This is a genomic window from Rhodococcus sp. no. 34 (assembly GCF_054589475.1).
Window position 1 is genome coordinate 65,174 of record NZ_BAAILK010000041.1, and the last position, 26,262, is coordinate 91,435.

25 protein-coding genes are annotated in these 26,262 nt (G+C 63.4%); 21 read left to right on the top strand and 4 right to left on the bottom strand.

Features of this window, described 5'->3' with window-relative positions:
• Nucleotides 1-812 (bottom strand): oxidoreductase (locus ACYP01_RS17745; RefSeq protein WP_459681526.1); only part of this gene is annotated, 812 nt, incomplete at its 3' end.
• A gap of 195 nt (nucleotides 813-1,007) precedes the next feature.
• On the opposite strand from ACYP01_RS17745, the gene ACYP01_RS17750 reads away from it, so the two are divergent.
• The 11 genes from ACYP01_RS17750 (at nucleotide 1,008) to holA (ending at nucleotide 12,527) form a co-directional block, all read left to right on the top strand.
• On the top strand, nucleotides 1,008-2,294 hold the full coding sequence (locus tag ACYP01_RS17750) for a glutamate-5-semialdehyde dehydrogenase (RefSeq protein ID WP_459681528.1): 1,287 nt from the start codon (nucleotides 1,008-1,010) through the stop codon (nucleotides 2,292-2,294).
• 40 nt (nucleotides 2,295-2,334) lie between these two features.
• Entirely contained in the window at nucleotides 2,335-3,246 is a 912-nt protein-coding gene (locus tag ACYP01_RS17755) for an AAA family ATPase (RefSeq protein WP_003944506.1), read from the top strand.
• Between the two features lie 8 nt (nucleotides 3,247-3,254).
• On the top strand, nucleotides 3,255-4,718 hold the full coding sequence (locus ACYP01_RS17760; protein ID WP_064689238.1) for a vWA domain-containing protein: 1,464 nt from the start codon (nucleotides 3,255-3,257) through the stop codon (nucleotides 4,716-4,718).
• A gap of 18 nt (nucleotides 4,719-4,736) precedes the next feature.
• Nucleotides 4,737-5,453 (top strand): nicotinate-nucleotide adenylyltransferase, encoded by a 717-nt coding sequence (gene nadD / locus ACYP01_RS17765; protein WP_003944462.1) that lies wholly within the window; start codon nucleotides 4,737-4,739, stop codon nucleotides 5,451-5,453.
• A gap of 46 nt (nucleotides 5,454-5,499) precedes the next feature.
• Nucleotides 5,500-5,946: a ribosome silencing factor gene (gene rsfS, locus ACYP01_RS17770; RefSeq protein WP_003944502.1), complete on the top strand. Its 447-nt coding sequence runs from the start codon at nucleotides 5,500-5,502 to the stop codon at nucleotides 5,944-5,946.
• Nucleotides 5,943-6,617 carry a histidine phosphatase family protein gene (locus ACYP01_RS17775; RefSeq protein WP_019749053.1) on the top strand — a complete coding sequence of 225 codons (675 nt, stop codon included), beginning with the start codon at nucleotides 5,943-5,945 and terminating at the stop codon, nucleotides 6,615-6,617. Before rsfS ends, ACYP01_RS17775 begins: the two co-directional genes overlap by 4 nt.
• Complete coding sequence (gene octT, locus ACYP01_RS17780) at nucleotides 6,604-7,386, top strand: diglucosylglycerate octanoyltransferase (RefSeq protein ID WP_459681533.1); 783 nt, start codon at nucleotides 6,604-6,606, stop codon at nucleotides 7,384-7,386. Before ACYP01_RS17775 ends, octT begins: the two co-directional genes overlap by 14 nt.
• A gap of 4 nt (nucleotides 7,387-7,390) precedes the next feature.
• The gene (locus tag ACYP01_RS17785) at nucleotides 7,391-8,233 is read left to right on the top strand and encodes a DegV family protein (protein ID WP_003944515.1); all 843 of its coding nucleotides are present in this window, start codon (nucleotides 7,391-7,393) and stop codon (nucleotides 8,231-8,233) included.
• A gap of 81 nt (nucleotides 8,234-8,314) precedes the next feature.
• Nucleotides 8,315-9,196 (top strand): helix-hairpin-helix domain-containing protein, encoded by an 882-nt coding sequence (locus ACYP01_RS17790; RefSeq protein WP_054187681.1) that lies wholly within the window; start codon nucleotides 8,315-8,317, stop codon nucleotides 9,194-9,196.
• Complete coding sequence (locus ACYP01_RS17795) at nucleotides 9,193-11,553, top strand: ComEC/Rec2 family competence protein (protein WP_459681536.1); 2,361 nt, start codon at nucleotides 9,193-9,195, stop codon at nucleotides 11,551-11,553. Before ACYP01_RS17790 ends, ACYP01_RS17795 begins: the two co-directional genes overlap by 4 nt.
• Nucleotides 11,550-12,527: a DNA polymerase III subunit delta gene (gene holA, locus ACYP01_RS17800; RefSeq protein ID WP_095969746.1), complete on the top strand. Its 978-nt coding sequence runs from the start codon at nucleotides 11,550-11,552 to the stop codon at nucleotides 12,525-12,527. The genes ACYP01_RS17795 and holA overlap by 4 nt, the downstream gene beginning before the upstream one ends.
• A gap of 672 nt (nucleotides 12,528-13,199) precedes the next feature.
• Here holA and rpsT read toward each other — a convergent pair.
• Entirely contained in the window at nucleotides 13,200-13,460 is a 261-nt protein-coding gene (rpsT, locus tag ACYP01_RS17805; protein WP_003944567.1) for a 30S ribosomal protein S20, read from the bottom strand.
• A 197-nt stretch (nucleotides 13,461-13,657) separates the two neighbouring features.
• Between rpsT and ACYP01_RS17810 the strand changes: the two genes are divergently transcribed.
• From ACYP01_RS17810 to ACYP01_RS17825, 4 genes are read left to right on the top strand one after another with little or no spacing between them, the layout of a single operon-like run.
• Nucleotides 13,658-15,283, top strand: coding sequence for a circularly permuted type 2 ATP-grasp protein (locus ACYP01_RS17810; protein ID WP_003944471.1), 1,626 nt, complete (start codon nucleotides 13,658-13,660; stop codon nucleotides 15,281-15,283).
• A gap of 56 nt (nucleotides 15,284-15,339) precedes the next feature.
• Nucleotides 15,340-16,311 (top strand): alpha-E domain-containing protein, encoded by a 972-nt coding sequence (locus ACYP01_RS17815; RefSeq protein WP_003944483.1) that lies wholly within the window; start codon nucleotides 15,340-15,342, stop codon nucleotides 16,309-16,311.
• Between the two features lie 8 nt (nucleotides 16,312-16,319).
• Nucleotides 16,320-17,150, top strand: coding sequence for a transglutaminase family protein (locus ACYP01_RS17820; protein ID WP_007731033.1), 831 nt, complete (start codon nucleotides 16,320-16,322; stop codon nucleotides 17,148-17,150).
• A 59-nt stretch (nucleotides 17,151-17,209) separates the two neighbouring features.
• Nucleotides 17,210-17,983 carry an aquaporin gene (locus ACYP01_RS17825; RefSeq protein ID WP_003944482.1) on the top strand — a complete coding sequence of 258 codons (774 nt, stop codon included), beginning with the start codon at nucleotides 17,210-17,212 and terminating at the stop codon, nucleotides 17,981-17,983.
• Between the two features lie 30 nt (nucleotides 17,984-18,013).
• On the opposite strand, the gene ACYP01_RS17830 is transcribed toward ACYP01_RS17825, so the two are convergent.
• On the bottom strand, nucleotides 18,014-18,547 hold the full coding sequence (locus ACYP01_RS17830; RefSeq protein WP_037131563.1) for a type II toxin-antitoxin system PemK/MazF family toxin: 534 nt from the start codon (nucleotides 18,545-18,547) through the stop codon (nucleotides 18,014-18,016).
• Nucleotides 18,548-18,619: 72 nt separating this feature from the next.
• Between ACYP01_RS17830 and lepA the strand changes: the two genes are divergently transcribed.
• The 3 genes from lepA (at nucleotide 18,620) to ACYP01_RS17845 (ending at nucleotide 22,509) form a co-directional block, all read left to right on the top strand.
• Entirely contained in the window at nucleotides 18,620-20,512 is a 1,893-nt protein-coding gene (lepA, locus tag ACYP01_RS17835; protein ID WP_003944564.1) for a translation elongation factor 4, read from the top strand.
• 6 nt (nucleotides 20,513-20,518) lie between these two features.
• Nucleotides 20,519-21,448, top strand: coding sequence for an NAD(P)H-dependent flavin oxidoreductase (locus ACYP01_RS17840; protein WP_378504698.1), 930 nt, complete (start codon nucleotides 20,519-20,521; stop codon nucleotides 21,446-21,448).
• Nucleotides 21,449-21,528: 80 nt separating this feature from the next.
• Nucleotides 21,529-22,509, top strand: a complete 981-nt coding sequence (locus tag ACYP01_RS17845) for an ABC transporter substrate-binding protein (protein ID WP_459682219.1) — start codon at nucleotides 21,529-21,531, stop codon at nucleotides 22,507-22,509.
• Between the two features lie 57 nt (nucleotides 22,510-22,566).
• On the opposite strand, the gene ACYP01_RS17850 is transcribed toward ACYP01_RS17845, so the two are convergent.
• Complete coding sequence (locus tag ACYP01_RS17850; RefSeq protein WP_003944557.1) at nucleotides 22,567-24,525, bottom strand: glycoside hydrolase family 15 protein; 1,959 nt, start codon at nucleotides 24,523-24,525, stop codon at nucleotides 22,567-22,569.
• An 82-nt stretch (nucleotides 24,526-24,607) separates the two neighbouring features.
• On the opposite strand from ACYP01_RS17850, the gene ACYP01_RS17855 reads away from it, so the two are divergent.
• The 3 genes from ACYP01_RS17855 to ACYP01_RS17865 all read left to right on the top strand — a co-directional run bounded on the left by ACYP01_RS17855 (nucleotide 24,608) and on the right by ACYP01_RS17865 (nucleotide 26,255).
• Nucleotides 24,608-24,814, top strand: coding sequence for a hypothetical protein (locus tag ACYP01_RS17855; protein ID WP_003944489.1), 207 nt, complete (start codon nucleotides 24,608-24,610; stop codon nucleotides 24,812-24,814).
• A gap of 123 nt (nucleotides 24,815-24,937) precedes the next feature.
• Nucleotides 24,938-25,027: an Ms4533A family Cys-rich leader peptide gene (locus ACYP01_RS17860; protein ID WP_309599318.1), complete on the top strand. Its 90-nt coding sequence runs from the start codon at nucleotides 24,938-24,940 to the stop codon at nucleotides 25,025-25,027.
• 196 nt (nucleotides 25,028-25,223) lie between these two features.
• Entirely contained in the window at nucleotides 25,224-26,255 is a 1,032-nt protein-coding gene (locus ACYP01_RS17865) for a sulfate ABC transporter substrate-binding protein (protein ID WP_003944569.1), read from the top strand.
• The last annotated feature ends 7 nt before the right edge of the window (nucleotides 26,256-26,262 follow it).

Here is a 26,262-nt window from a genome sequence, read left to right on the forward strand (position 1 = left end):
AGATCGACGCCGTAGTCGGAGAGGATGTTGGCGAGGGCAACGGTCTGATCCGCGGTCCAGCTGTCGACCTCGAGCCCACGCTCTTCCGTCAGCCAATCGGTCGCCGAGACCCGGACGAAGAGCGGTAGCTCGGCCGGCCACACCTCGCGGACTGCGCTCAGGATTTCGAGGAGCAATCGGATGCGGTTCTCGAAGCTGCCTCCGTAGCGGTCCGTTCGCTTGTTGCTCTCGGGGGAGAGGAACTGATGGATCAGGTATCCGTGGGCCGCGTGAATTTCCACGACCTTGAATTCGGCCTTCAGTGCGCGGGTAGCCGCCGCTGCGAAGTCCGCGACGACCTTCTCGATGCCTTCCGTGGTGAGCTCGACCGGATCGGCAAGGTGACCGAACGGAGCCGCGCTCGGGGCAACCGTCTGCCACGAGAGTCGGTCGTCGGCGGGCAGACTCTTGCCGCCGCGCCACGGAACCTGCGTCGACGCTTTGCGTCCGGCGTGGGCCAGCTGAATTCCGGGCACTGCGCCGAAGTACGCGAGTTGCGCGTTGATCTCGGCGAAGGCTTGCGCCTGCGTGTCGTTCCAGATCCCCAGATCAGCTGCCGATATGCGGCCTTCGGGATTGACGGCCGTCGCCTCGGTGAGAATCAGGCCGGTGCCGCCGATTGCACGGCTCACCAGATGCGTGCGATGCCACTCGTTGGGCACTCCGACCTGGTCGCCGATGACGTCAGCGGAGTACTGGCACATCGGTGCCATCCAGACGCGGTTCGGGATGGTGACGCCGCGCAGGGTCAAAGGCTCGAACAACACACTCACGGATGGCTCCTGACTCGAAGAAGAAGGTCGGTGGGTGCAACAGTGTCGCGCGCCGGAATTGTTCCCCGGCGGTCCGCCGAAATGTTCGCAGGCGGTCCGCCTAAATGTTCGCAGGCGGTCCGCCGGAATGGTCCCGGGTGGTCACAGCCTCGTTCCGCCGAGCAGGCCGTCACGGTGGGTGGTTAATGTGTATTCATGACCGCTGTGACTTCCAACGCAGAAACCGTCGACTCGAACGCGTCCGACACCAAGTCCGTCGTGCACGACGCCGCACGCCGAGCCCGTAAGGCTTCGCGCGTCCTGGCTCTGCTGACCACGGCGCAGAAGGATGCTGCGCTCAACGCCGCAGCCGACGCGGTACTCGCGGCAAGTGATCGGATTCTCGCGGCCAACGCTCTCGATATCGACACCGCGAAGGCGGGCGGCACCGAGGAATCGCTGCTCGACCGTCTTCGTCTGACCGCTGAGCGGATCGAGGGCATCGCGTCGGGTTTGCGTCAGGTTGCCGGACTACCCGATCCGATCGGTGAAGTGCTTCGTGGATCTACTTTGCCGAACGGTTTGGAGCTACGCCAGCAGCGCGTTCCGCTCGGTGTCGTCGGCATGGTGTACGAGGCTCGCCCCAACGTTACCGTCGACGCTTTCGGGCTCACTCTCAAGTCGGGAAATGCTGCGCTGCTTCGTGGTTCGTCCTCGGCGGTCAAGTCCAACGAAGCGTTAGTGGCGGCTCTGCGCGCGTCGTTGATTGACCAGGGACTGCCCGAGGATTCCGTTCAACTTCTGCCGAGTGCGGATCGGTCGACGGTCACGCACCTCATCCAGGCCCGCGGCCTCGTCGATGTAGTCATCCCGCGCGGCGGTGCCGGCCTGATCAGCGCCGTAGTTCGCGATGCCACTGTCCCCACCATCGAGACCGGTGTCGGTAACTGCCACGTCTATGTTCACTCGGCCGCCGATCTACTGATGGCCGAGAAGATTCTTCTCAACTCCAAAACCCGTCGGCCCAGTGTCTGCAACACGGCAGAGACGGTGCTGGTCGACGCCGCTATTGCCGAGACGGCCGTGCCGAAGCTGCTCCAAGCGCTCCAGATGCACGACGTCGTCGTGCACGGTGATCTGCCGGGACTGGTTCCCGCGACCGAGGACGACTGGTCGAAGGAATACCTCACCCTCGACGTCGCCCTCAAGGTCGTCAAGGACTTGGACGCTGCCGTCGGGCACATCGACCAGTACGGGACCGGCCACACCGAAGCCATCGTGACGTCCGATCTCTCGGCTGCCCGCGAGTTCACCGCTCGAGTCGACGCTGCGGCAGTGATGGTCAATGCGTCGACTGCCTTCACCGACGGTGAGCAGTTCGGGTTCGGCGCCGAGATCGGCATCTCCACCCAGAAACTGCACGCGCGTGGCCCCATGGGGCTACCGGAACTGACGTCCACCAAGTGGATCGTCTGGGGCGACGGGCATACCCGACCCGCCTGAAAAGTTCACCAGACTTGCCCCACCTCTCAAGGAGTTAACCGTGGACCGAGCACTTCCCGACACGACGCCGTTCTTCTCGACCGTCGACGACGTGATCGAACGGCTGGCCGAAACCGGCTATCTGTCCGACAAGGCCACCGCGACGGCAGTCTTCCTGGCCGATCGTCTGGGCAAGCCGCTGCTCATCGAGGGCCCGGCCGGTGTCGGAAAGACGGAACTCGCCCGCGCAGTCGCCCAGACCACGGGCGCAGAACTGGTGCGTCTGCAGTGCTACGAGGGCGTCGACGAGGCTCGTGCGCTGTACGAGTGGAACCACGCGAAGCAGATTCTTCGGATTCAGTCGGGCGGGGCGAGCGGAGCGAGGGGTGATGTCGCGGTCGACCACAGCTGGGACTCGACGAAGGCGGATGTCTTCTCGGAGGAGTTCCTGCTCGCACGTCCACTGCTCAAGGCCATTCGCCGCGAGGACCCGACGGTGCTGTTGATCGACGAGACGGACAAGGCAGACGTCGAGATCGAAGGTCTGCTCCTCGAAGTGCTCAGCGACTTCGCGGTCACGATCCCCGAGCTCGGAACGATCACCGCCACCCGCAAGCCGTTCACGGTGTTGACCTCGAATGCCACTCGTGAACTCTCGGAGGCTCTGAAGCGTCGTTGCCTCTTCCTGCATCTCGATTTCCCGGACGCCGACCTCGAGCGTCGCATCCTCGCAAGCCGTGTGCCGGAGCTTCCTGAAGCGATTGCCGAGCAGCTGGTCAACACCATTCGTGTTCTTCGCGGAATGCAGCTCAAGAAGGTCCCTTCGGTATCCGAGACCATCGACTGGGGACGCACCCTTCTTGCTCTGGGCATGGACACTCTCGACGACGATGCCGTTCGCGCCACGCTCGGCGTGATCCTCAAGCACCAGTCGGACCAGGTGCGTGCTGCCGCTGAACTTCGGCTGAACTGAGGTCTGACATGGCTCCCGCAGCATCGACGTCGCCGCTCTCACCTGGCGGCCTGGCAGCGCCGCACGGGATTCCCGGTCACCTCGTCGATTTTGTCGAGGCTCTGCGACGACGCGGAATCATGGTCGGCCCGTCCGAGACAGTCGACGCCGGTCAGGTCATGTCTGTTCTCGACCTGCTCGATCGTGAAGCGCTTCGTGAAGGGCTGGCATGCTCGCTCCTGCGCAGGCCGACCCACCGGGCGACGTTCGACGCCGTCTTCGACCTGTGGTTCCCCAAGGCGATCGGTGACCGTGCGGTCGGCGACGTCGACGTCACACTGCCGCGCAAGCCAGACGGCTCGATCGACCTGCAGGCATTGCGTGAGCTGATCGCCGAACTGCTGACAGACGGCAGTGACAAGGCGATGGAGATGACCGAACTCCTGACCGCCGCGATGGTCGAGGAACTCGGGCAGTACCAGTCGAGCAACGGCCCGTCGTTCTCCGCCTACCAGGCGCTGCGCGACGTCGCCCCGGAGACGTTGCTCAACAAGATCCTGCAGGGCCTGCTCGGCAACCAGGAGGGTTCCGGGTCAGAGGGCAAGGACAACTCCGACTATCAGTCCGAGGTCGCCAAGCGCACGGCAGCGCAGCGCATCGCGGACTTCCGCAAGATGGTCGAGAAGGAAACGCGTCGACGCACAGCCGAGAATTTGGGCAAGGAGCGGGTCGCCACGTACGGCGTTCCGAAACTCGCCGAGGAAGTCGACTTCTTGCGAGCGTCCGATGCCGAACTCACCACGCTGAAGAAGAACGTCGCACCTCTGGCTCGCTTGTTGGCCAGTCGTCTCGCCGTGCGTCGTAGCCGCTCTCGCGCGGGTTCGATCGACCTACGTCGTACGTTGCGCAAGTCCATGTCGACGGGCGGAGTGCCGATCGATCTGGTGCAGCGCAAGCCGAAGCGGGCGCGGCCCGAACTTGTGGTGATGTGCGACGTGTCCGGCTCGGTGGCGGGGTTCAGCCATTTCACTCTGCTGCTCGTGAACGCTTTGCGTGAGCAGTTCTCGCGTGTGCGGGTGTTCGCGTTCATCGACACGACCGACGAGGTCACGCGGTTCTTCGACTCGAACGCAGACCTCGGATCAGCGATGTCACGGATGGTGCGTGAGGCCGAACTGATCACCTACGACGGCCACTCAGACTACGGACACGCCTTCGGAGTGTTCCAGGAGAAGTTCGCGCAGTCGATCACCAGTCGCACGTCGCTACTGGTACTCGGCGACGGTCGCAACAACTACCGCGATCCCAACCTTCAGTCGCTGTCGCAGATGGTGGCAGTAGCCAAGCACGCGCACTGGCTCAACCCCGAGCCGAAGGGGCAATGGGGAACGGGTGACTCCGCGGCGAAGGTCTACAACGAGGTCATCAGCATGCACGAGTGCCGCTCGGCCCAGCAGCTTGCCGACGTCGTGTCCCGTCTGCTGCCGGTCTGACCCGTAAGCTCGACACTCGTGCAGAAGGGACTATCGGTGGAACGTGCTCGACGCCTAGGAGTGATGGGTGGCACCTTCGACCCCATTCACCATGGCCACCTCGTTGCGGCCAGTGAGGTCGCCGACCGGTTCGGACTCGACGAAGTGATCTTCGTCCCCACCGGACGGCCTTGGCAGAAGCAGGGGAAGGGCGTCAGTCCTGCCGAGGACCGGTACCTCATGACGGTCATCGCCACCGCCTCCAACCCGCGGTTTTCCGTCTCTCGGGTCGACGTCGACCGTGAAAAAGTGACGTACACCGTGGACACGCTGCGAGACCTCCGGGCCTACCACCCTGACGCCGAACTCTTCTTCATCACCGGTGCCGATGCGCTGGCCAGCATCCTTTCCTGGCAAGATTGGGAAGAGTTGTTCGCATTGGCGAAGTTCGTCGGGGTATCGCGACCGGGTTTCGATCTCAATGCAGAGCACCTGGCCGGTCACCTCGACACCATGCCCGCCGACGCGGTCACGTTGATAGAGATTCCGGCACTTGCCATTTCGTCGACCGAATGTCGGCGTCGGGCAAGTGAAGACCGCCCCGTCTGGTACCTGGTGCCGGACGGAGTGGTGCAGTACATCTCGAAGCGGAACCTGTATCGACCTGTCGACGCGGAGCGGCGCGACGGAGCTACAACGATGTCGGAGCCCGCACCGGGGAAGTCGGAAGCCGTCCCGGGCGCCGAATCGAGCTAGCCGAGCACAACAAGTACTTTCTGAAGACGAAACTGGAGAACATCGAGTGAGCGCAAACACCGAAGCCATCGACATGGCACGCATCGCGGCCTTGGCAGCCGACGAGAAGCTGGCCACCGAAGTGGTGGTGCTCGATGTGTCCGAACAGCTGGTCATCACGGACTGCTTCGTCATCGCATCTGCGACGAACGAGCGTCAGGTCAACTCGATTGTCGAGAACATCGAAGACCGTCTCCGCGAAGCGGGACACAAGCCGGTCCGCCGTGAAGGCACCCGCGAGGGCCGCTGGGCACTGCTCGACTACGCCGACATCGTCGTCCACGTCCAGCATGACGAGGAGCGCAACTTCTACGCTCTCGATCGTCTGTGGAAGGACTGCCCGACGGTCGAGGTCGAAGGCCTCGGACAGAACCGTCCCGGCCCCGCCGACGCCAACACGGTGTTCGAGACCGACACGGTTTCCGAGCCGGACGCGCAGGATCCCTCGCTGTGACTTCGTCGGCGCCCAGTGCGGCGTCGAACCCTGTCCGCCGGCTCATCCTGCTGCGTCACGGACAGACCGAATACAACGCCGACTCTCGGATGCAGGGGCAACTCGACACCGACCTGTCGGAGTTGGGGCGCACGCAGGCCAAGAGTGCAGGTCCGGTGATCGCCGATCGCAGGCCGTTGACGATCGTGTCCTCGGATCTGCGTCGCGCGTATTTCACAGCCGTCGCTGTCGGTGATGCCGCCGGACTTCCGGTCCTCACCGACACGCGTCTGCGTGAGACACACCTGGGGGAATGGCAGGGCCTGACTCATCATGACGTCGACGAGCGCACTCCCGGTGTGCGATCTGCGTGGCGAGCGGATGCCACGTTGGCGCCGCCCGGCGGCGAAAGCCGAATCGACGTCGCGAATCGCAGCCTCCCCGTAGTTCACGAATTGCTCGACACGCACCCGGACTGGGCCGAGCGGCCCGTGGTTCTGGTGGCGCACGGAGGCTTGATCGCGGCACTGACAGCGGCATTGCTCGACCTACCCGTCGATCGCTGGGCCGTCCTCGGCGGATTGGGAAACACCAGTTGGGTGCAACTCAGTGGACATGGTGACGTCAAGTCGATCGAGTGGCGACTCGACGTATGGAATGCTTCTGCGAGTGTCGCAAATGACGTCCTCTGAAAGTGCCGACGGGCAGCGCCCCGTCCTCCTCGTACTCGCGGATTCGCTGTCGTATTTCGGCCCCAAAGGCGGCCTCGCGGCAGATCATCCACGCATCTGGCCGAACATCGTGGCCGACGAACTCGGCTGGGACGTCGAGTTGGTCGCCCGTATCGGATGGACGTGTCGCGACGCGTGGTGGGCACTGATTCAGGATCCTCGTGTGTGGGCGGCGGTGCCGCGGGCCGGCGCCGTCGTGTTCGCGGTCGGCGGGATGGACTCGCTGCCGTCCCCATTGCCTACCGCGCTCCGCGAGACCATCCGCTACGTTCGGCCACCCGCGCTTCGACGCGTGGTGCGCGAGGGTTATCAATGGCTGCAGCCGCGGCTTGCACCTCTGGGCCGCCCGGTCGCACTTCCGCCCAAGCTGAGCGTCGAGTATCTGGAAAGCTCGCGAAATGCGTTGGAGTACATGCGGCCGGAACTGCCGATGATCGCGACCCTGCCGTCAGTGCACCGCAGCGATGCCTACGCGAGCGTGCACGCCGGCCGGCCTGCCGCGGTGTCCGCGATCACCGAGTGGGCTACGGAGAAAGACGTTCCCGTAGTCGATCTCGCGGATGCAGTGCGTGACAACGTCTTTTCCGAGAACGGCAACCCCGACGGTATTCACTGGGGTTGGGACGGTCATGTCGGTGTAGCCCGCGCGATGATCGCTGCGATTCGCGGGGTGGAGTCGAAGAAAGTGGTTTCGCCGCAACTGGTATCACCGCCGAGCGAAGTCGGGTAGCAGAATGCCGGTCGTCGTCGTCACGGATTCCTCCGCCTGCATCCCGCAGGAGTCGGCCGACGCATGTGGGATTCAGGTGGTTCCGCTCCATGTGCTCCGTGACGGCTGCGACTTGCGTGAGGGTGTCGACGCAATGCCGAGCGACCTGTCAGGAGTGACAACGGCCGGAGCGTCGCCCGCCGAGTTGTCCGAAGCGTATGCACGCGCCCTGGACATGAGCGACGGTGACGGCGTTCTCGCCGTGCACATTTCACGGCAACTCTCGGGAACGTGGGAAGCCGGACGAGTCGCAGCCCAGGAATTCGGTGGCGCCGTCCGGATCGTCGATTCACAGTCCGCCGGTATGGGTTTGGGCTATCCGGCTCTCGAAGCTGCACGCTTGGCCGAGAAGGGCGCTTCACTCGAAGAGGCGTACGGCCGGGCGGTCGACGTAGCGAGCCGTGGGCGCTGCTACATCGTCGTCGACAAACTTGATCAATTGCGTAGGGGCGGACGAATCGGAACCGCGGCCGCACTGCTGGGCACTGCATTGGCCATGAAACCGATCCTGCATCTGGTGGACGGCAAGCTGGTGCTCGGCGAGAAAACACGTACCACCACCAAAGCTCTTGCGCGCTTGGTGGATTCGGCAGTCGAACGCGCCGGTCTCGGTCGTGTGGCGATAGCCGTGCATCACATGCGCGCGCGAGAGCGTGCGGACGGGATAGCCGAACAGTTGGCCGAGCGCATTCCCGATGTAGCGGAATCCGTCGTCACCGACTTCAGTGCGGTTATCGGAGCGCACGTCGGTGTCGGCGCGATCGGTGTTGTGGTGTGCCCGTTGCCGGAGATCGACACGAGCGCCTGATCGTTTCTCCACAATCCGCGAGTTCTCCACAGATACAAATTGTTCGTCGTTGGCGGCGAGGTCTCTCGTTAGCGTCCAGTCATGAGGATCAGCGAGGAGCGCGAGCGGGCGCGTGATCGCCTCGCGGCGATGGACGGCAACTACCGGCGGCGACACGAGGACGTCGACGAATTCGAGGATTCAGGGTCTTTCGAGAGGTCCCCCGAGTGGCTTCGGGACTTCGACGAGGACGACTACGACGCTCAGCCCGACTCGTCACGGTTCGACCGATTGCCCGAACACTGGCGCGGTACACGTTGGCGCCCGAGTCGGTCGGCGACCTGGGTGTTGGCGATCGTTGCAGTTCTGGCCACGGGAATCGGCTTGTTCGCCGTGTGGTGGGATTCTCCGAGCATGCAGGCGGTCCCACCGTTGCCCTCGCCCCAGAATGTCACGGAGAAGAATGTGACTGCCGGCGATGGTGAATCAGCCAGTCCTGTACCGACCGGCGTCGTGGCAGAGCAGCCGCCCGAGGCTGTGGTGGTCAGTGTCGTCGGGCTCGTGCGCACGCCTGGGCTTGTCAATCTTCATTCGGGCTCGCGCATCGCCGACGCGCTTGCTGCGGCAGGTGGCGTGCTCGACGGAGCGGAGACGGTGGGCCTGAATCTGGCTCAGAAACTTGTCGACGGCGATCAGATCGTGGTTGGTGCGGCCGATCAGTCCGGTGGTGTTTCTTCGAGTACCACTGCAGGAGGGACCAGCCCCGCAGCTACAGGGGAATCCGGCGGGGCTGGGCTGGTGAACCTCAATACCGCCACCGAGGCCGAACTGGACGAGCTTCCCGGGGTAGGGCCGGTAACGGCTGCGGCGATCATCTCCTGGCGCACATCCAACGGAAAATTCACGGACATAGAACAATTGGGGGAAGTCGACGGGATCGGCCCGGCAAGGTTGGCCAAATTGCGAGTGCTGGTGTCGGTGTGAACGAACCGGAAGCCTCGCCGGTCCTCGACGCTCGACTGCTTCTGTCGGCGGTCGCGGTGTGGGGGAGCAGTGCGGTGGGGATCCTGTTCGGCCCGGTCGCCGCGTGGGTACTGGCGGTGGCGTGTGCGGTTCCAGCGGCACTCCTCACTTACGTGGTTGTGCGCCGGACATCAGCGGGGTGGGTACGAATCATGTTGGTTGCATTGCTGTTCGGTGCCGGGTGTAGTGCCGTCGGCGGGTGGCGGGCGTCCGAGGCGGAGAGGCACCCACTGACCCGAGCCTCTCTCGAGGGAGCTTGGGTGAGTGTCGAAGTGGAACCCTCGGAGGATCCGCACGCGGTCTCCGGCGCGGTGGGTCAAGGTCAGGTCGTCTTCAGGGCAACCGTCAATTCGGTGACTGCCCAGAACCGCAGGTACTCCGGAGGCGGCTTGGTCACCATCCGGGCGCCCAGTTCGTCGTGGCTCGAAGTTGTTCCAGGGCAGAGCCTCACGGTTCGTGGCCGGGCGAGTCAGCCATGGCGTAGCGATTCCACGCTCGCCGTGATCACGTCCGAAGGGCCTCCCGTCGCGGTGGGAGAAGTGCCCTGGTATCAGCGATGGGCAAGTGTGGTGCGCATTCGTTTCGCGGCTGCGTGCTCGGCTGCACTCCCGCCGGATCAGGCGGGTCTGCTGCCTGGCCTCGTCGTCGGAGACACGTCGGCGCTGTCGCCGGTGGTGAAGGACAACTTCACCGTTGCCGGACTTTCCCATCTCACCGCGGTGTCCGGCGCCAACATCAGCATTCTGCTCGGGGCCGTTCTGCTGTTGGTCAGAGCCGCGGCGCTCAGTCCACGGGTCGGCGCCGCTTTGGCGGTGGTAGCCCTCGTTGCCTTTGTTGTCGTCGCGAGGCCGTCGCCGAGTGTTCTACGCGCGTCGGTGATGGGCTTGGTAGGCCTGCTCAGTCTGGTCACTGGTCGGCGCAAACAGGCGCTGCCTGCGCTTGCCGCCGCCGTCATCGTTCTGGTAGTCGTGAGGCCCGAGCTGGCCGTCGACTGGGGATTTGCGCTGTCGACTACTGCGACGGGCGCGCTGGTGATCATTGCTCCGGTGTGGGTGGACGTGCTTCGCCGAAGAGGCTGGCCCCGTTGGTTTTCGGAGATGACAGCTGTCTCGGGTGCTGCGTTTGTCGTGACTGCACCGTTGGTGGGCGCCATGGCGGGAACCTTCAGCGTGGTCACGATTGCCGCGAACATGGCGGTGGCGCCGGTGATCGGAATCATCACGGTGTTCGGTGCGGTGATTGCCTTGTGTGCGCTGATCTGTCCACCGATCGCGGTGTTCGTCGCGCCATTGGTGCGGCCGCCGATGGGGTGGCTGCTGTGCGTGTCCGAGCGGGCGGCGGCGCTTCCCGGAGCGTCGGTGGTAGTGCCGTCAGGACTCATCGGTGCCCTCGTCGTCGTGGGAGTCCTACTGGCGACGACCCTGACGCTGTGGAATCGGATTTCGAGATGGGTGCTCGGCGTTCTCGTTCTGGGAGTTGTTCTGGCCCTGATCTTTCAGCACGTGTTCGGGGGTGGCCGTATTGCTCCGGGGTGGGCACTGGTGATGTGCGACGTCGGCCAGGGGGACGGTCTTGTGCTCTCGACTGGAGACGGCAGGGTGATCGTGATCGATGTCGGTCCTGATCCCACGTCGATGGATCGTTGCCTGAACATGTTGGACGTCAACGACATCGCGTTGCTGATGATCAGTCATTTTCATGCCGATCACATCGGTGGATTGGAAGCAGTCCTGAGTGGGCGTTCGGTCGCTGTGATCGGAGTCGGGTCGATGTTGTTGCCGGAGTCAGGTTTTCGAGCGGTGAAGGATACCGCCGACTCGCAGGCCGTTCCGGTTGTCTCGTTGCGCGCAGGTATGGAGTTGACGCTGGGATCGGTGAACGTGGAGGTTCTCGGACCGTTGCTTCCGGCTCCCCGCGATGCGGGGGACGGCGCGGACGCCGCGAACGATCAGTCGCTGGTGGTGATGGCGCACACGGGCGCGGGTCGAATTCTGTTGACGGGCGACGCCGAAGTTGCGGGGGAGGAGGCCATGCTCCGATCGGGAGCGGACGTGAAGGCCGATGTGTTGAAGCTGCCCCATCACGGTTCTCGGACCACGTCGTCGGCATTTCTGGAAGCGGTGCGTCCGAGGTTGACGATGATCAGCGTCGGCGTCGGCAACAGTTTCGGGCACCCGAATGCGGAGGTTCTCGATGAACTGGATTCATTGGGCGGGGCGGTGGTTCGGACCGACGTCGACGGCACCGTCGCTGTGTACGGCGGGGGCGGCGGGTCTGTGTCGATCGTGTCGGTTCCTCGTGGGACCATCTTCGGGTGAGTAATCCGTCTGGAGTCGATCCGCTGCATCTTGTTCTCGGGGACGACGAGTTCCTGATCGACCGCACGGTATCGCAGCTCATCAGAGCCGTCCGCGGTGACCGCGGCCAGGGTATTTCGGATCTCCCGGTGACCAAGATGCGTGCGGGCGACACCAATGCTCCCGAGTTGGCCGAGTTGCTCAGCCCTTCTCTTTTTGCCGAAGACCGTGTGATCGTCTTGGAATCGGCTGCAGAAGCAGGCAAAGATGCCGTAGCGCTTGTCCTGGAGGCTGCACGCGAGCCGGCAGAAGGTGTGGTTCTGATCGTCGTGCACTCGGGCGGCGGTCGCGCGAAAGCGTTGGCGCCGGCCCTCGAGAAGCTCGGCGCGACGGTTCATGCGTGCGGAAAACTGAACAAGAGTCAGCTTGTCGACTTCGTCCGGGGTGAGTTTCGGACCGCAGACGTCAGGGTTGCGCCAGATGCGATCGCCGCGATGATCGAAAGCGTCGGCTCCAACCTCCGCGAACTCGCGTCGGCCTGCTCGCAATTGGCGGCAGATACGGGCGGCAAGATCGACGTGGATGCAGTCCACAAGTATTACTCGGGCAAGGCCGAGGTTTCCGGATTCGACGTGGCCGACAAAGTCATCGTCGGCGATACCCGGGGTGCGCTCGAGGCGCTCCGATGGGCAGATCAGATCGGAACAGCCCATGTTCTGCTCGCGGATGCCCTCGCCGACGCAGTCCACACCATCGCGAAGGTCGGCCCGTTTGCACGGGGCGGTGACCCGTTCCGGTTGGCGTCGGATCTCGGAATGCCGCCGTGGAAGGTCAAGAAGGCGATCAAGGAGGTCGGCGGCTGGGATCCCACGTCGATCGGCGCTGCGATGCAGATCGTCGCCGCCCTCAATGCCGACGTGAAGGGTGCCGCAGTCGACTCGTCCTTCGCCCTGGAGATGGCAGTGCGGAAAGTGTGCGCGTTGCGGAAGAACTGAGTACAACGTGGCCTACTGCGCGTCCGGCCAGAAGTAGTCCGACGACAGTGGCGGCCGTGGCCTCACCCGCCCGGTAGTCGAGGCGTTTCACGCAGGCTTGCTCCAACTGAGTATGCGGAATGGCCTGAGGCCGTGTCGTTGGTTCACCTGTTCTGATGTCGGTCACCCGTAGTGAGTCGTGCGACACCGGATTCACCACACTGCCGCAGACAATGGTTTCTTGTCCGATGCTGTCCACCGGCACCTTCACGGTGGTGAGTAGCGCTCGTCCAACGGCGAGAACCGCCAGAATCGCAACGAGTGAACACATCACGCCGAAGAAGATCCGGAATTCGCTACGTTGCCTGCGCTTACACCATCCGTAGCTTGCGGCACCTCCGACGACTGCAACCGTCAATGATTCCCACCAACGAGGGATTCCCAGGGCGGCCACTACGCCGAAAGCGACGACCGCCCAGAAGACAGTCGTGAACAACCAGCTGCGAGGGCGCTTCCCGTGCCCGTTGATCGCCATCATCAGATGGTTGCTGCCCGCTCCACATATTCGCTGCAAGACATGGATGGCGGGTCTTCGCACTGACCCGATTGAATACGCAAAATAGCCGCCTGGTCTTTCGACCTGGCGGCTATCGAGACGAACCAGTGTGACGGCGAACCGTCACAGTGGAAACGTCAGAGCTTGTTGGCAGCCTGCGAGAGTGCAGACTTCTTGTTGGCAGCCTGGTTGGCGTGAATGACGCCCTTGCTGGCTGCCTTGTCGAGCTTGCGGCTGGTGGAGACGAGGAGCTCGTTGGCCTTGTCCTTGTCACCGGCTGCCGCAGCCTCGCGGAATGAACGGATCGCGGTACGCAGCGAGGACTTCACCGACTGGTTACGGAGTCGGGCCGCCTCGTTGGTACGGATTCGCTTCACCTGGGACTTGATGTTGGCCACGCGTAAAATCCTTGTCGTCTTTAGCTGGTTACGGTCGAGAAAGCTGTGGGCGCACTGATGCACCGACTGGCAAGATTACCAGCCGAGGGCCCAAGAACCCAAACCGTCGCACGTTGCGTCTGTCGAGAAGGGTACACCGAGCGCCCGATTTCTCGCCGCGCTGCCGAATAGCCCCACTTGTAGCAGCATGTTGCCCTATGACGCCGCCGCCTTCGAAAAGTTCGAGTAAAACAGGTTCGACCACCACCCGAGCGCGTCCTGCCGCAGTGTTCGACGGATATTCAGACATCGGTCGCTACGAGTTGGCTTTCGACGAGATGTTCGAGCCCGACGGCTCGGTGCGTGGTCCGTACAAGGGTGTGTACAAAGCCCTGGCGCCGACGAGCAGCGCCGACCTTGCCGCGCGTGCCGACGCACTCGGACGCGCATTCATCGACCAGGGCGTGACGTTCTCGCTGTCCGGGCAGGAGCGACCGTTTCCGTTGGATCTGGTGCCGCGCGTCATCGCCGCGCAGGAGTGGTCGCGGCTGGAAAAGGGCATCAAGCAGCGAGTGAAGGCGCTCGAGTTGTTCCTCGCGGACATTTACGGCGAGCAGCGAATCCTGCGCGATCACGTGTTGCCGCGCCGCCTGGTGACCTCGTGCGAGCACTTCCACCGTGAAGCGGCCGGCATCGTGCCGCCCAACGGTGTGCGAATTCACGTCGCGGGTATCGACCTGGTCCGAGACGAGGCGGGAGAGTTCCGAGTCCTCGAGGACAATCTGCGATCTCCGTCCGGTGTCTCCTATGTGATGGAAAACCGTCGCACCATGACTCGGGTGTTCCCGGATCTGTTCATGTCCCACAAGGTGCGGGCGGTCGGTGATTACGCAACACACCTGCTGAGGGCGCTGCGTGCGGGTGCTGCACTCAACGAAGCGGACCCGACAGTGGTTGTTCTCACACCGGGTATCGCCAATTCCGCCTATTTCGAGCATTCGTTGCTCGCTCGTCAGATGGGTGTGGAACTCGTCGAAGGTCGCGACCTGTTCTGCCGCGACAACATGGTGTACATGCGCACTACGGAAGGCGAGCGCCAGGTCGATGTCATCTATCGCCGCATCGACGACGAGTATCTCGACCCGATGCACTTCCGTCCGGATTCGATTCTCGGCGTCGCAGGCCTACTGAATGCGGCGCGGGCGGGCAACGTGGTGATCTCGAGCGCCGTCGGCAACGGAGTCGGTGACGACAAACTCGTCTATACCTACGTTCCGCAGATCATCGACTACTACCTCGGTGAGAAGCCGCTCTTGCAGAACGTCGACACGTTCCGCTGTTGGTTGGACGAGGAGTGCGAGCAAGTCCTCGACCGCGTCGCCGAACTGGTCATCAAGCCGGTGGAAGGGTCCGGCGGCTACGGAATCGTCTTCGGACCCGACGCGAGCCCCAAGGAACTGGCCGCGATCACCCGCAAGATCAAGGCAGACCCGCGCGGGTGGATTGCGCAGCCACTCGTGCAGTTGTCCACGGTGCCGACCAAGATCGACGATGTTCTCTCGCCGCGCCACGTGGACTTGCGGCCCTTTGCCGTCAACGACGGTGAGGACGTGTGGGTGTTGCCCGGCGGCCTGACCCGGGTGGCACTTCCGGAAGGTTCGCTGGTGGTCAACTCCAGCCAGGGCGGCGGAAGCAAGGACACGTGGGTGCTTGCGAGTCGCACCTCTGACGAAGACCCAGAGTTGTCAGGCGAGGAACTGGTGTCCGAGCCCCCGGAATCCGCGGAGCCGGTGCAGGGTCCCGAACTGAGCACCTCGCAGCAACAACAGCAGCAGCAACAGTGAACACCTCGGAAGTGCCCAGCTACCAAGAACTATCAGTGAACGGAGCGTGGTGACCGATGCTTGCTCGCAACGCAGAGTCCCTCTACTGGATCGGCCGCTACGTCGAGCGCGCCGACGACACTGCTCGGATCCTCGACGTCGCCGTCCATCAATTGCTCGACGACGCCACCGTCGACCCGGACCGCACGTCGCGTCTGCTCCTGCGTGTCCTCGGCATCGAGGCGCCGGAGGGCAAGCTCGACGTGCGCTCGCTCACCGATCTGGTTGCGTTCAGCCGCAACCAGGTTGGTTCGATCGTCGACTCGCTGGCAAGTGCTCGTGAGAATGCTCGCGGGGCGCGTGAGGTCACGTCGAGTGAGATGTGGGAGTGCCTGAACACCACGTACAACGGACTGGCCGAGCGTGAACGTGCCTCACGCAGGCTGGGGCCACACGAGTTCTTCCGCTATGTGGAGGAACGCGCAGCGATGTTCGCGGGCCTGGCGGATTCCACGCTCAGTCGCGACGACGGCTATCGGTTCCTTCTGCTGGGCAGGTCGATCGAACGTGTCGACATGATCGTGCGGATGCTTCTGGCGCGCGCCGGTGACCGCCCGTCGTCGCCGGCATGGGTCAGCGTTCTTCGCTCGGCGGGCGCACATGACACGTATCTGCGTACGTATCGCGGAGCGCTCGACGCCAATCGCGTCGTCGAGTTCATCTTGTTGGACAGGCTCTTTCCGCGCTCGGTGTTCCACTCGATCAGGCAGGCCGAGAAGTGCCTGCAGGAGCTCGACCCGCAGCCGGGCAGTCGCGTCGGAATCCGGGCGGAGGCGCCGCGGCTTCTGGGCCGCGCACGCAGTGAGCTCGAGTTTCTGCCGCAGGGCGTGTTGCTCGAGGATCTGCAGGGACGGTTGCTCGGTTGGCAGGAGACATGCCGCGAACTGGGTGAGGCAATTGCATTGCAGTACTTCCACGCTGCGCCGTGGGTCGCGTGGACGGATGCCGGCGCCGCGTACGCGGAGTCGACGGTGGAGGGAGAGCTGTGAGCTGGCGGATGAGGGTCGTGCACACCACGGGATATGCGTACGACGCCCCGGTGACGTCGTCGTACAACGAAGCGCGATTGACACCTCGCGGCGACACCAGGCAGACGGTGATACTCACGCGCGTCGAAACCCAGCCGGCAACGCGTTCCTACCGATACACCGATTACTGGGGCACCGCGGTGACCGCCTTCGACTTGCACGCCCCGCATACGGAACTCGAAGTGACCGGGCTGTCGGTGGTGGAGACGGAACCGTTCGTTCAGCCCGAGGAAACCGTCGACTGGGATGAATTGTCGGGAAACGCGATTAAAGATCGATTCAACGAACAACTGAGTTTCACGAGATACGTTCCGCGTGATCGTAAGCTGGCGACAATTGCCAAGGAATTGCGCAAAGATAAATCACCTGAAGATGCAGTAGTGGCTGCGTCGCAATGGGTTTACGGCGAAATGTCATATGTTCCCGGTACGACCGGAGTGCATACGTCGGCGGTGGAGGCCTGGTCGGCCAGGAAAGGTGTCTGCCAGGACTATGCGCATCTGACCTTGGTGTTGCTTCGAACGATGGGGATACCGTGTCGATACGTTTCCGGCTATCTCCACCCCAAACGTGATGCGGCAGTCGGGGACACGGTGGTCGGGGAATCGCACGCGTGGATCGAAGCGTGGACCGGCGCGTGGTGGGGATACGACCCGACCAATGCGATAGCTGTGAATGAACAGCATGTCTCGGTCGGAATAGGAAGGGACTATTCGGATGTGCCGCCTTTGAAGGGAATCTTTTCCGGTGGACGCTCCACAGATCTCGAAGTTGTTGTGGAGATCACCAGGCTTGCGTAAAGTCCGGCAAATCTAGGCGCGTGAGCATTACTACCGTTCGATGAGAAGAAGGTGGGAATATGTCTCCAACTGCACAGGAATTGACTGAGATCGAACCGATCTCGGATGTGAAGAAGTATGCGGCCGAAGCGGTGGGAACATTTGTGCTCGTGTTCTCCGCAGTCGGAACTGCCGTCTTTGCAGGTGCGAAAGTCGGCAACCTCGGAGTTGCCTTCGCATTCGGCCTGACCCTGCTGTTCCTCGTATATGCGATCGGCCCGATTTCCGGTTGCCACGTCAACCCAGCCGTGACTCTCGGCCAATTCGTGATCGGGCGAATCTCAGCCGTCAATGCGGCGATTTACGTTGTCGCGCAAGTGATCGGCGGCTTGGTCGCAGGCGTCGTGATCTACACGGTGGCCAACAGTCTCCCGGCGTACAACCGTGCTGCTGACGGTTTGGGTGCAAACGGTTGGGGCGCACACAGTCCGTCTGCCGAGAAGAATCTTCTCGGAAACGTGGTTTCCGACGGCTACGGCATCGGTGCCGCCATGATCATCGAGATCCTGCTGACAGCACTGCTGGTATTCGTCGTTCTCGCGTCGACCGACCAGATCTCCGACGTGCCTCTCGCCGGGGTGTCCATCGGCTTCACCCTGGCCGTCATTCACCTGATCTCGATCCCGATCGACAACACCTCCGTCAACCCCGCTCGAAGCCTCGCTGTCGCGCCGTTCCAGGACGGTGCACTCGGTCAGGTGTGGTTGTTCATCGTGTTCCCGCTCATCGGCGGTGCGCTCGGTGCACTCATCTATCGAGCACTCTTCGGACGGTTCAACCGTATGGACAGCTGATCGACACTGTTTCCATCGTCCGGGTCGGCTTCAGCTCCAGCTGAAGTCGGCCCGAAGTTTTGCCGCGACCGCGTCGAACTTCTTGTGATCCATGACGGCGCCCTCGCGCCGGATCCCGCTCTCGGGAACGTCGAGCACCCGGTCGAGCCGGACCCAGCTGGGCCTTCCCTCTCCGTCCCATGGACCCGAACCGATTGCGAGCCAATCGCGCTCACCCTGGCGTTTACTCTGCGAAGACAACATCAGGCCGAGCAGCGTGTCGCCGTCGCGGCCGACAACCAGCACCGGGCGGTCTTTGCCCTGGGTCGGATCCTCCTCGTAGGCAACCCAGGTCCAGACGATTTCGCCCGGATCGGCCTTGCCGTCGAGGTCGGGGGAGTACTCGACCTTGCGGGCGCGATGTGCGGTCGGAGACGTCCGCGCGGCGATCGGGCGGCCGGACGGACCCGGCTTCGAGGCAGACGACTGGGACGTGGACGACTGCAGCTGGCGCAGCAACGCAGGGCCCTTCTCCACCGCGAGGGCGCCGAGGGTTCTGCCGATCTGCTTCCACATGCTTGCCATAGCGTTCGAGCATAATCACCCGCCCGTGGGAACCCCTGGTACGGCGGCGCCGAGACTTGGATATCCTGAGGGTTGACAGTGGCCCGGATCCGGGCCGGTGCCGGTCCGACTAAGGGGTCTCCCATCAGCAGCTTCGCCGACAAGACGTTCACGGATCCTGCGCAGATCCGGAACTTCTGCATCATCGCGCACATCGACCACGGTAAGTCGACGCTGGCAGATCGCATGCTTCAGCTCACCGGTGTGGTCGAAGAGCGGGCGATGCGTGCGCAGTACCTGGACCGCATGGACATCGAGCGTGAACGCGGCATCACCATCAAGGCTCAGAACGTTCGTCTGCCCTGGACCGTCGACGGCGAAGAGTTCGTCCTCCACCTCATCGACACTCCCGGCCACGTCGACTTCACGTACGAGGTCTCCCGTGCGCTCGAAGCATGCGAGGGCGCAATTCTGCTGGTCGATGCTGCTCAGGGCATCGAAGCTCAGACGCTGGCGAACCTCTACCTGGCGATGGAGAAGGATCTCAAGATCATTCCGGTCCTCAACAAGATCGACCTCCCGGCCGCGGATCCCGACCGCTATGCCGAAGAGATCGCGCACATCACGGGCTGCGAGCCCGGTGATGTCCTGCGCGTCTCGGGTAAGACCGGTATGGGCGTCAAGGAACTGCTCGACGAGGTGATCAAGCAGGTACCTGCGCCTGTCGGCGATGCTGACGGTCCCGCCCGCGCGATGATCTTCGACTCCGTCTACGACGCCTACCGCGGCGTGGTCACTTACGTGCGTGTGGTCGACGGTCGGATCCGTCCCCGCGAGAAGATCACGATGATGTCCACGGGCACTACACACGAACTGCTCGAGGTCGGCATCATTTCCCCCGAGCCGAAGGCCAGTATCGGTCTGGGCGTCGGCGAGGTGGGCTACCTCATCACCGGTGTGAAGGATGTCCGTCAGTCGCGCGTCGGTGACACCGTCACCACCACCCGCAACGGCGCGACCGAACCGCTGGTCGGCTACCGCGATCCCAAGCCGATGGTCTACTCGGGCCTCTACCCGATGGACGGCTCGGACTACCCCGTGCTGCGCGATGCCCTCGACAAGCTCCGTCTCAACGACGCGGCCCTGGCGTATGAACCCGAGACGTCGGTTGCCCTCGGATTCGGCTTCCGCTGCGGCTTCCTCGGCCTGCTCCACATGGAGATCACCCGCGACCGCCTCGAGCGTGAGTTCGGCCTCGAACTGATTTCCACCGCGCCCAACGTCGTCTACCGCGTCGTGATGGAGGACGGGGCCGAGGTCATCGTCACCAACCCGTCGTACTGGCCGGAAGGCAAGGTTCGCGAGGTCTACGAGCCCGTCGCCAAGTGCACCGTCATCGCCCCGAGTGAATACGTCGGCGCCATCATGGAGCTGTGCCAGTCCCGTCGCGGTGAGCTCGGCGGCATGGACTACCTCTCCGAGACTCGTGTCGAGTTGCGATACGAACTGCCCATGGGCGAGATCATGTTCGACTTCTTCGACGCCCTCAAGTCCCGCACCAAGGGTTATGCCAGCCTCGATTACGAGGAGGCAGGTGAGCAGCAGGCCGACCTGGTGAAGGTCGACATCCTGCTGCAGGGCGAGGCCGTCGACGCGTTCTCCTCGATCGTGCACCGTTCCAACGCCGGCGCTTACGGCGGACGCATGACGTCGAAGCTTCGTGAGCTGATTCCTCGCCAGCAGTTCGAGGTTCCGATCCAGGCCGCGATCGGCGCGAAGATCATCTCGCGCGAGAACATTCGCGCAATCCGCAAGGACGTTCTTGCCAAGTGCTACGGCGGCGACATCAGCCGTAAGCGCAAGCTGCTCGAGAAGCAGAAGGAAGGCAAGAAGCGCATGAAGACCATCGGTCGCGTCGAGGTGCCGCAGGAAGCATTCGTGGCGGCCCTGACGTCGGAATCGGTCGGCGAGAAGCCCAAGAAGTAGGAGCGCATGGTCACCACCTGGTTGTCCCGAGAGTTCGGAGTCGAAATCCCGGTTCTCGGGGCGCCCATGGGTGGTCGCGCGGGCGGCGCGCTCGCCGGAGCTGTATCGGCGGCCGGTGGGTTGGGTCTGCTTGGCGCGGCCCGGTACAACACGCCGGAGTGGATCGAGGCCGAAGCCGAGGTGGCCCGCTCGATCGGCGGAAAGTTCGGCGTCGGCCTGATGACGTGGTCGCTGCCCGAGAACGAGTTGATGCTCGACGCCGCGATTGCCGTCGAGCCGACCATGATCACCTTGTCGTTCGGTGATCCCGCCTCGTATGTCGGACGAATCCACGATGCGGGCATTCCCGTTGTGTCACAGATCAATACGCTCGAAGACCTTCGTATTGTCGAGGCCGCGGGCGTCGACGGCGTGATCGCGCAAGGCGGTGAGGCAGGCGGTCACACGGGCCGAATCGGAACCTTGCCGCTGCTGCAGGAGATCCTCGAAACGACATCACTTCCAGTACTGGCGGCCGGCGGAATCGGGACCGGCCGCGGTTTGGCCGCAGTCCTGGCGGCCGGCGGGGAAGGCGTGATGATCGGAACGGCGCTGCTCGCCAGCCCGGAGACGGTCGGGCCGGACTATGCCCGCGAGCGCGTCGTCGAAGCCGGAAGTGCCGACACGATTTACACCTCGGTGTTCGACCGAGCGCGCAGTCAACCGTGGCCGCAGCGGTGGGGTGGCCGCGCGGTGGCCAACGAGTTCACTGCCGCCTGGCACGGAGTCGATGCCGATGAGGAAATGCTGGCAAAGGCGTACGACCCGTCGGATCCGCACAGCGGAGTCGTCTACGCCGGAGAAGCTGTCGGACTCGTACACGGAACCCATCCGGCCGGCGACGTGGTTCGACGCATCGGCGCCGATGCGGAGCGTCTGCTCTCTCGTTTCGCCTGAAAGCAAGGTCGGACACAGCCGGGCCCCATATGAGAAGGTAAGCCTCTGCTAACTAGTGGAGGAGTATTTTCGTGCGTGCGATGAAGTTTTCGGCGGTGGCTCTCTTGGGAGCGCTGGTCGTAGGTATCAGCGGATGTTCGTCCTCGGACGCCGACGAGATCGCGGACGGTCGGGTCACCACGATCGACCACAAGTTCGGCGCCACCACGATCACCGGGACGCCGACGCGCATCGTCGCGGCCGACACCCAGTGGCTCGACGCTCTGCTCGAACTCGGAATCCAGCCGGTGGGGTACCTGGCTGCCGGCCCGATGGGCGACGAGCGTGGTCTGTTCCCGTGGGAGAGTGGCGTGGACGCGTCGGCGAAGGAACTCGATCGCTCGGCGATCCAGCAGTTCGGTGTCCCGCTCAAAGCTGAAGAAATTGCGGCCTTGGCTCCCGATCTGATTCTCGGCGGGTTCTCCGTCGCCGATCAGGACGATTTCGACCAGTTGAGCAAGATCGCTCCGACAATTGCCGGTCTGTCCGACGTCCAGGTCGATCCGTGGCAGGACCAGGTGGAGATTCTCGGCCGGGTTCTCGACAAGGAGTCGCGAGCCGACGAGATCGTCGAGGCGACAAACGGGCAGATCGATGCGCTCGCACAGCGGTTGCCGGGGCTGAAGGGTAAGACCGCTCTTTTGTCGCAGTACGTCTTCCCGACGTCGCAGTTGGTGATCGTCGCTGATCCCAAGGACGGTGCTTCGGGACTGTTCACGCGTCTGGGAATGTCGTTGCCGCCCAAGCTGGTCGACGAGGCCGGTGTGACCGGTGGCCGGCTGATACTCAGCCCGGAACGGGTAGACGCTCTGAGCGCCGACGTCGTGGTGTTGCTGCCGAACGGCGGAACGCTGGAAGACATGATGAAGCTGCCGGGGTTTGCCGACCTGCCTGCAGTCAAGGGTGGCGGATTGGCCATCGTCGACTATCCGACTGTTGCCGGCCTGAACACTCCGTCGTCGCTGTCGCTGAAGTACTCGCTCGAATCGATCACGCCGCAGCTCGAAGCGGTGGCCGGCTAGACCTGCTGTGCGCCTTTATTAACCGCGGGCGGTTAATAAAGGCGCACAGCAGGGGGTCTAGGTCGCGTTGTGCGCGGGCTGGAAAGCTCCGGCTTCGGCAGCTTCCTCGGCGCGGATCACGTGGACCACGGCGTTGATCAGCGCCAGGTGTGTGAACGCCTGCGGGAAGTTACCCAGATGGCGACCGGTGTGCGCGTCGATCTCCTCCGCGTACAGCTTGAGCGGGCTCGCGAACCCGAGCAGACGCTCGCAGAGATGCTTTGCCCGATCCAGTTCGCCGATCTCGACGAGGGCGGAGACGAGCCAGAAGGAGCAGATGGTGAACGTGCCCTCTTCTCCGCTCAATCCGTCGTCGGTGGTGTCGACGCGATAGCGCAGGACCAACCCCTCTTCGGTGAGCTCGTCGGCGATCGCCAGCACCGTCGCCCGGATGCGCGGATCATCGGCCGGCAGGAAGCGCAGCAGCGGTGCCAACAAGAGCGACGCGTCGAGTGAATCGTGGCCGTACCGCTGCGTCAGAACTCCACGCGAGTCGACTCCGTGCGCGAGGATGTCGGCCTTGATCTCGTCCGCGATGGCCGTCCATTGCTGCGCAAAGCTCTTCTCGCCCTGCATCTCCGCCAGCTTGGCGCCGCGATCGAGTGCGACCCAGCACATGATCTTCGACGACGTGAAGTGCTGTGGTTCACCGCGCACCTCCCAGATCCCACGGTCGGGTTGGCGCCAGTGCTTGATCGCTTCTTCGACCTGCTTCTTGAGTAGCGGCCACAGCGCTTCGGGGACACGCTCGCGGGTACGGATGTGGAGATACACCGAGTCGAGCATGGTGCCCCAGATGTCGTGCTGCTGTTGATCGAACGCCCCGTTGCCGATACGCACCGGACGGGCGCCGTCGTAGCCGGACAGATGGTTGAGTTCGGATTCCTCGAGCGTGCGCTCGCCGCCGATGCCGTACATCACCTGCAAGGGATGCGGCTGACCGTTGTCCGAACTCGACACGTCGTAGATGAAGTTGAAGAAGTCGTTGGCCTCACGGTCCAACCCGAGCGTGTAGAGGCCCCACAGTGCGAAGGTGGAATCGCGAACCCACGCGTAGCGGTAGTCCCAGTTGCGTTCTCCGCCTGGTGTTTCCGGTAGCGAGGTCGTCGAAGCCGCAAGCAGGGCTCCGGTCGGTGCGTAGGTGAGCCCCTTGAGTGTGAGCGCACTGCGCTGTAGGTATCCGCGCCACGGGTGATCGGGGAACTTGCCGATCGTCACCCACTCACGCCAGGACTTGGACGTCTGCCACATCTTGTCGGCGGCCTCGTCGAACGTCTGCGGCGCGGGAAGATCCGACCACGAGAGCGCGACGTACACGTTGTCGCCTTCGACCAGTCGCGTCCGCGCTCGTGCTTCACGACCTTCCAGACCCAGTCGTAGGTCGGTGGTCAAGCGCAGAGTGGGATGGTCTCCGGGCTTGGCGGAGCGACACGTTGCCGTTGCTTCCTCGTAGACCTTTCCGGTGTACTCCCAATTCGCCGTGCCACGGTGATAGTCGAACGCGGGCTCACAGCTCATCTCGAGTTCGACGGTGCCGCTGACGCATTTGACCGTACGGAGAAGGGTGTGTTCGGCATCCCAGTCGGTCGGTGTGCGCTTGTGCGTGTTCGATCGCTTGTCGACGTTGTGCCAGGGACCGAGAACCAGGGCGTCGCGTACGACGAGCCAGCCGGTCTCGGTCTGCCAGGTCGTCTCGAGAATGAGTCCACCCGGCAGATAGCGCCGAGCGGCCGGCACGTTCTGGCCGTAGGGGCCGATACGGAAATGGCCTGCGCTGCGGTCGAGGATGGCACCGAACACGCTGGGGGAGTCCGGGCGGGGAACGCACATCCACTCGACAGATCCGTTACGGGCAATCAGGCACGAGGTTTCGCAATCGGAAAGAAACGCATAGTCGTCGATCGGGGGAAAGTTGCTTCGATGGTGACCCGTGGAGGCGGGAGGAATCGTCTGCACCACTTCGTCGTCAGCACTCATTCGGCCATCATCCGGCCAGAATCGGCACACGTCCAATCCACACGCTGTCGGGACCGTATCGTCCGAAGGATAGGGTGTTGGCGTGGATCGGATAGCGGATTGGTGGGACAGCTTCGAGCTGTGGATGGCGGGGCTCCCGTTCATCCCGCAGGTCGCGTTGGTCCTGATCGTCGTCGTTCCGCTGTGCCGCCTGGTGGCCATCGGTCTGGATCGCGCGTTGGCCGCCGTTCTCGCTCTGCCGCTCTTCGGCTGGTTGCGTAGGAATTCTCGAGAAGTAGAGGAAAGCTGATGCCCCGCTCACGGGTCACTCTCGCCCTGATAGCCCTGATTCTCCTCGTGATCGTCGCGTGGCTTCTCACCCGTTAGTTCTCCCGATTAGAGCGGGCGCCGGTGCTCTGCTAAAGTCCACCGCGTGTCCGAAGCAACAGCTCCCGTAATCCGCCACCAGTTGGCGTTGATTGCTGTCGGCATGCTCGACGTCGCTGACGTCGCCTGTTGTTGATTTCCTGAGTTCGACCTCTCCGGTGGTGCTGCGCACCCCACTCGAACTTCTCTGCGCGTAACTCGCGCCCCCGATTCAGGGCTCATCGCCCGTCGGCTCTCCATGTCTGAACATCCCGATGGAATCAGCCCCAGAGGTCTCGGACTTGTCGTTTGACCAACCCTCGTTTGTCAGTCCTTTCAGGAAGGTATCTGCAATGAAACGCCGTTCCCGCACACTTCTCACTGCTATCGCGACCATGGGGGCCGTGGTACTCACAGCGTGCAGTGGTGGCTCGAGCGACACCGTGGGTGGTGACAGCGCCGCCAGCGACGGTAGCGCCGGCACGATCAACCTGTTCGCCTACGCCGTGCCGAAGCCTGGCTTCGACAAGCTCACCGCAGCCTTCCAGGCGACCGACGAGGGCAAGAACGTCAACTTCAATCCTTCCTACGGCGCCTCGGGCGACCAGTCGCGCAAGGTGAAGGACGGTGCCGAGGCAGACTTCGTCAACTTCTCCGTCGAGCCCGACATCACCCGTCTGGTCGATGCCGGTCTGGTCGATCAGAACTGGAACCAGGACGCCTACAACGGAATTCCGTTCGGATCGGTAGTCACCATCGTGACGCGTCCGGGCAACCCGAAGGGCATCAAGGACTGGGACGACCTGCTTCAGCCCGGCCTCGAGGTCGTCACGCCGAACCCGTTCAGCTCCGGCTCGGCCAAGTGGAACCTCTTGGCGCCGTACGCCGCCAAGAGCGACGGTGGCAAGAACCCGCAGGCGGGTCTCGACTACGTCACCGCCTTGGTCAACGACCACGTCAAGATCCAGCCCAAGTCGGGACGCGAGGCTTCGGAAGCCTTCCTGCAGGGTAGCGGTGACGTTCTGATCAGTTACGAGAACGAGGCACTGTTCATCGAAGGCAACGGCGACCCGGTCGAGCACGTCACCCCGCCCACGACCTTCAAGATCGAGAACCCCGTTGCCGTGATCTCGAACAGCAAGGTCCTCGACAAGGCGACCGCGTTCAAGGACTACCTGTACACGACCGAGGGGCAGACGCTCTGGGCCGAAGCAGGATTCCGTCCCGTGGATCCCGCCGTCGCTGCCAAGTTCACCGACAAGTTCCCCGAGCCGACCAAGCTGTGGACCATTGCAGACCTCGGCGGCTGGAAGGCCGTGGACAGTGCTCTGTTCACCAAGGACACCGGTTCGATCGCAGTGATCTACGACAACGCGACCAAGTAAGACTGAC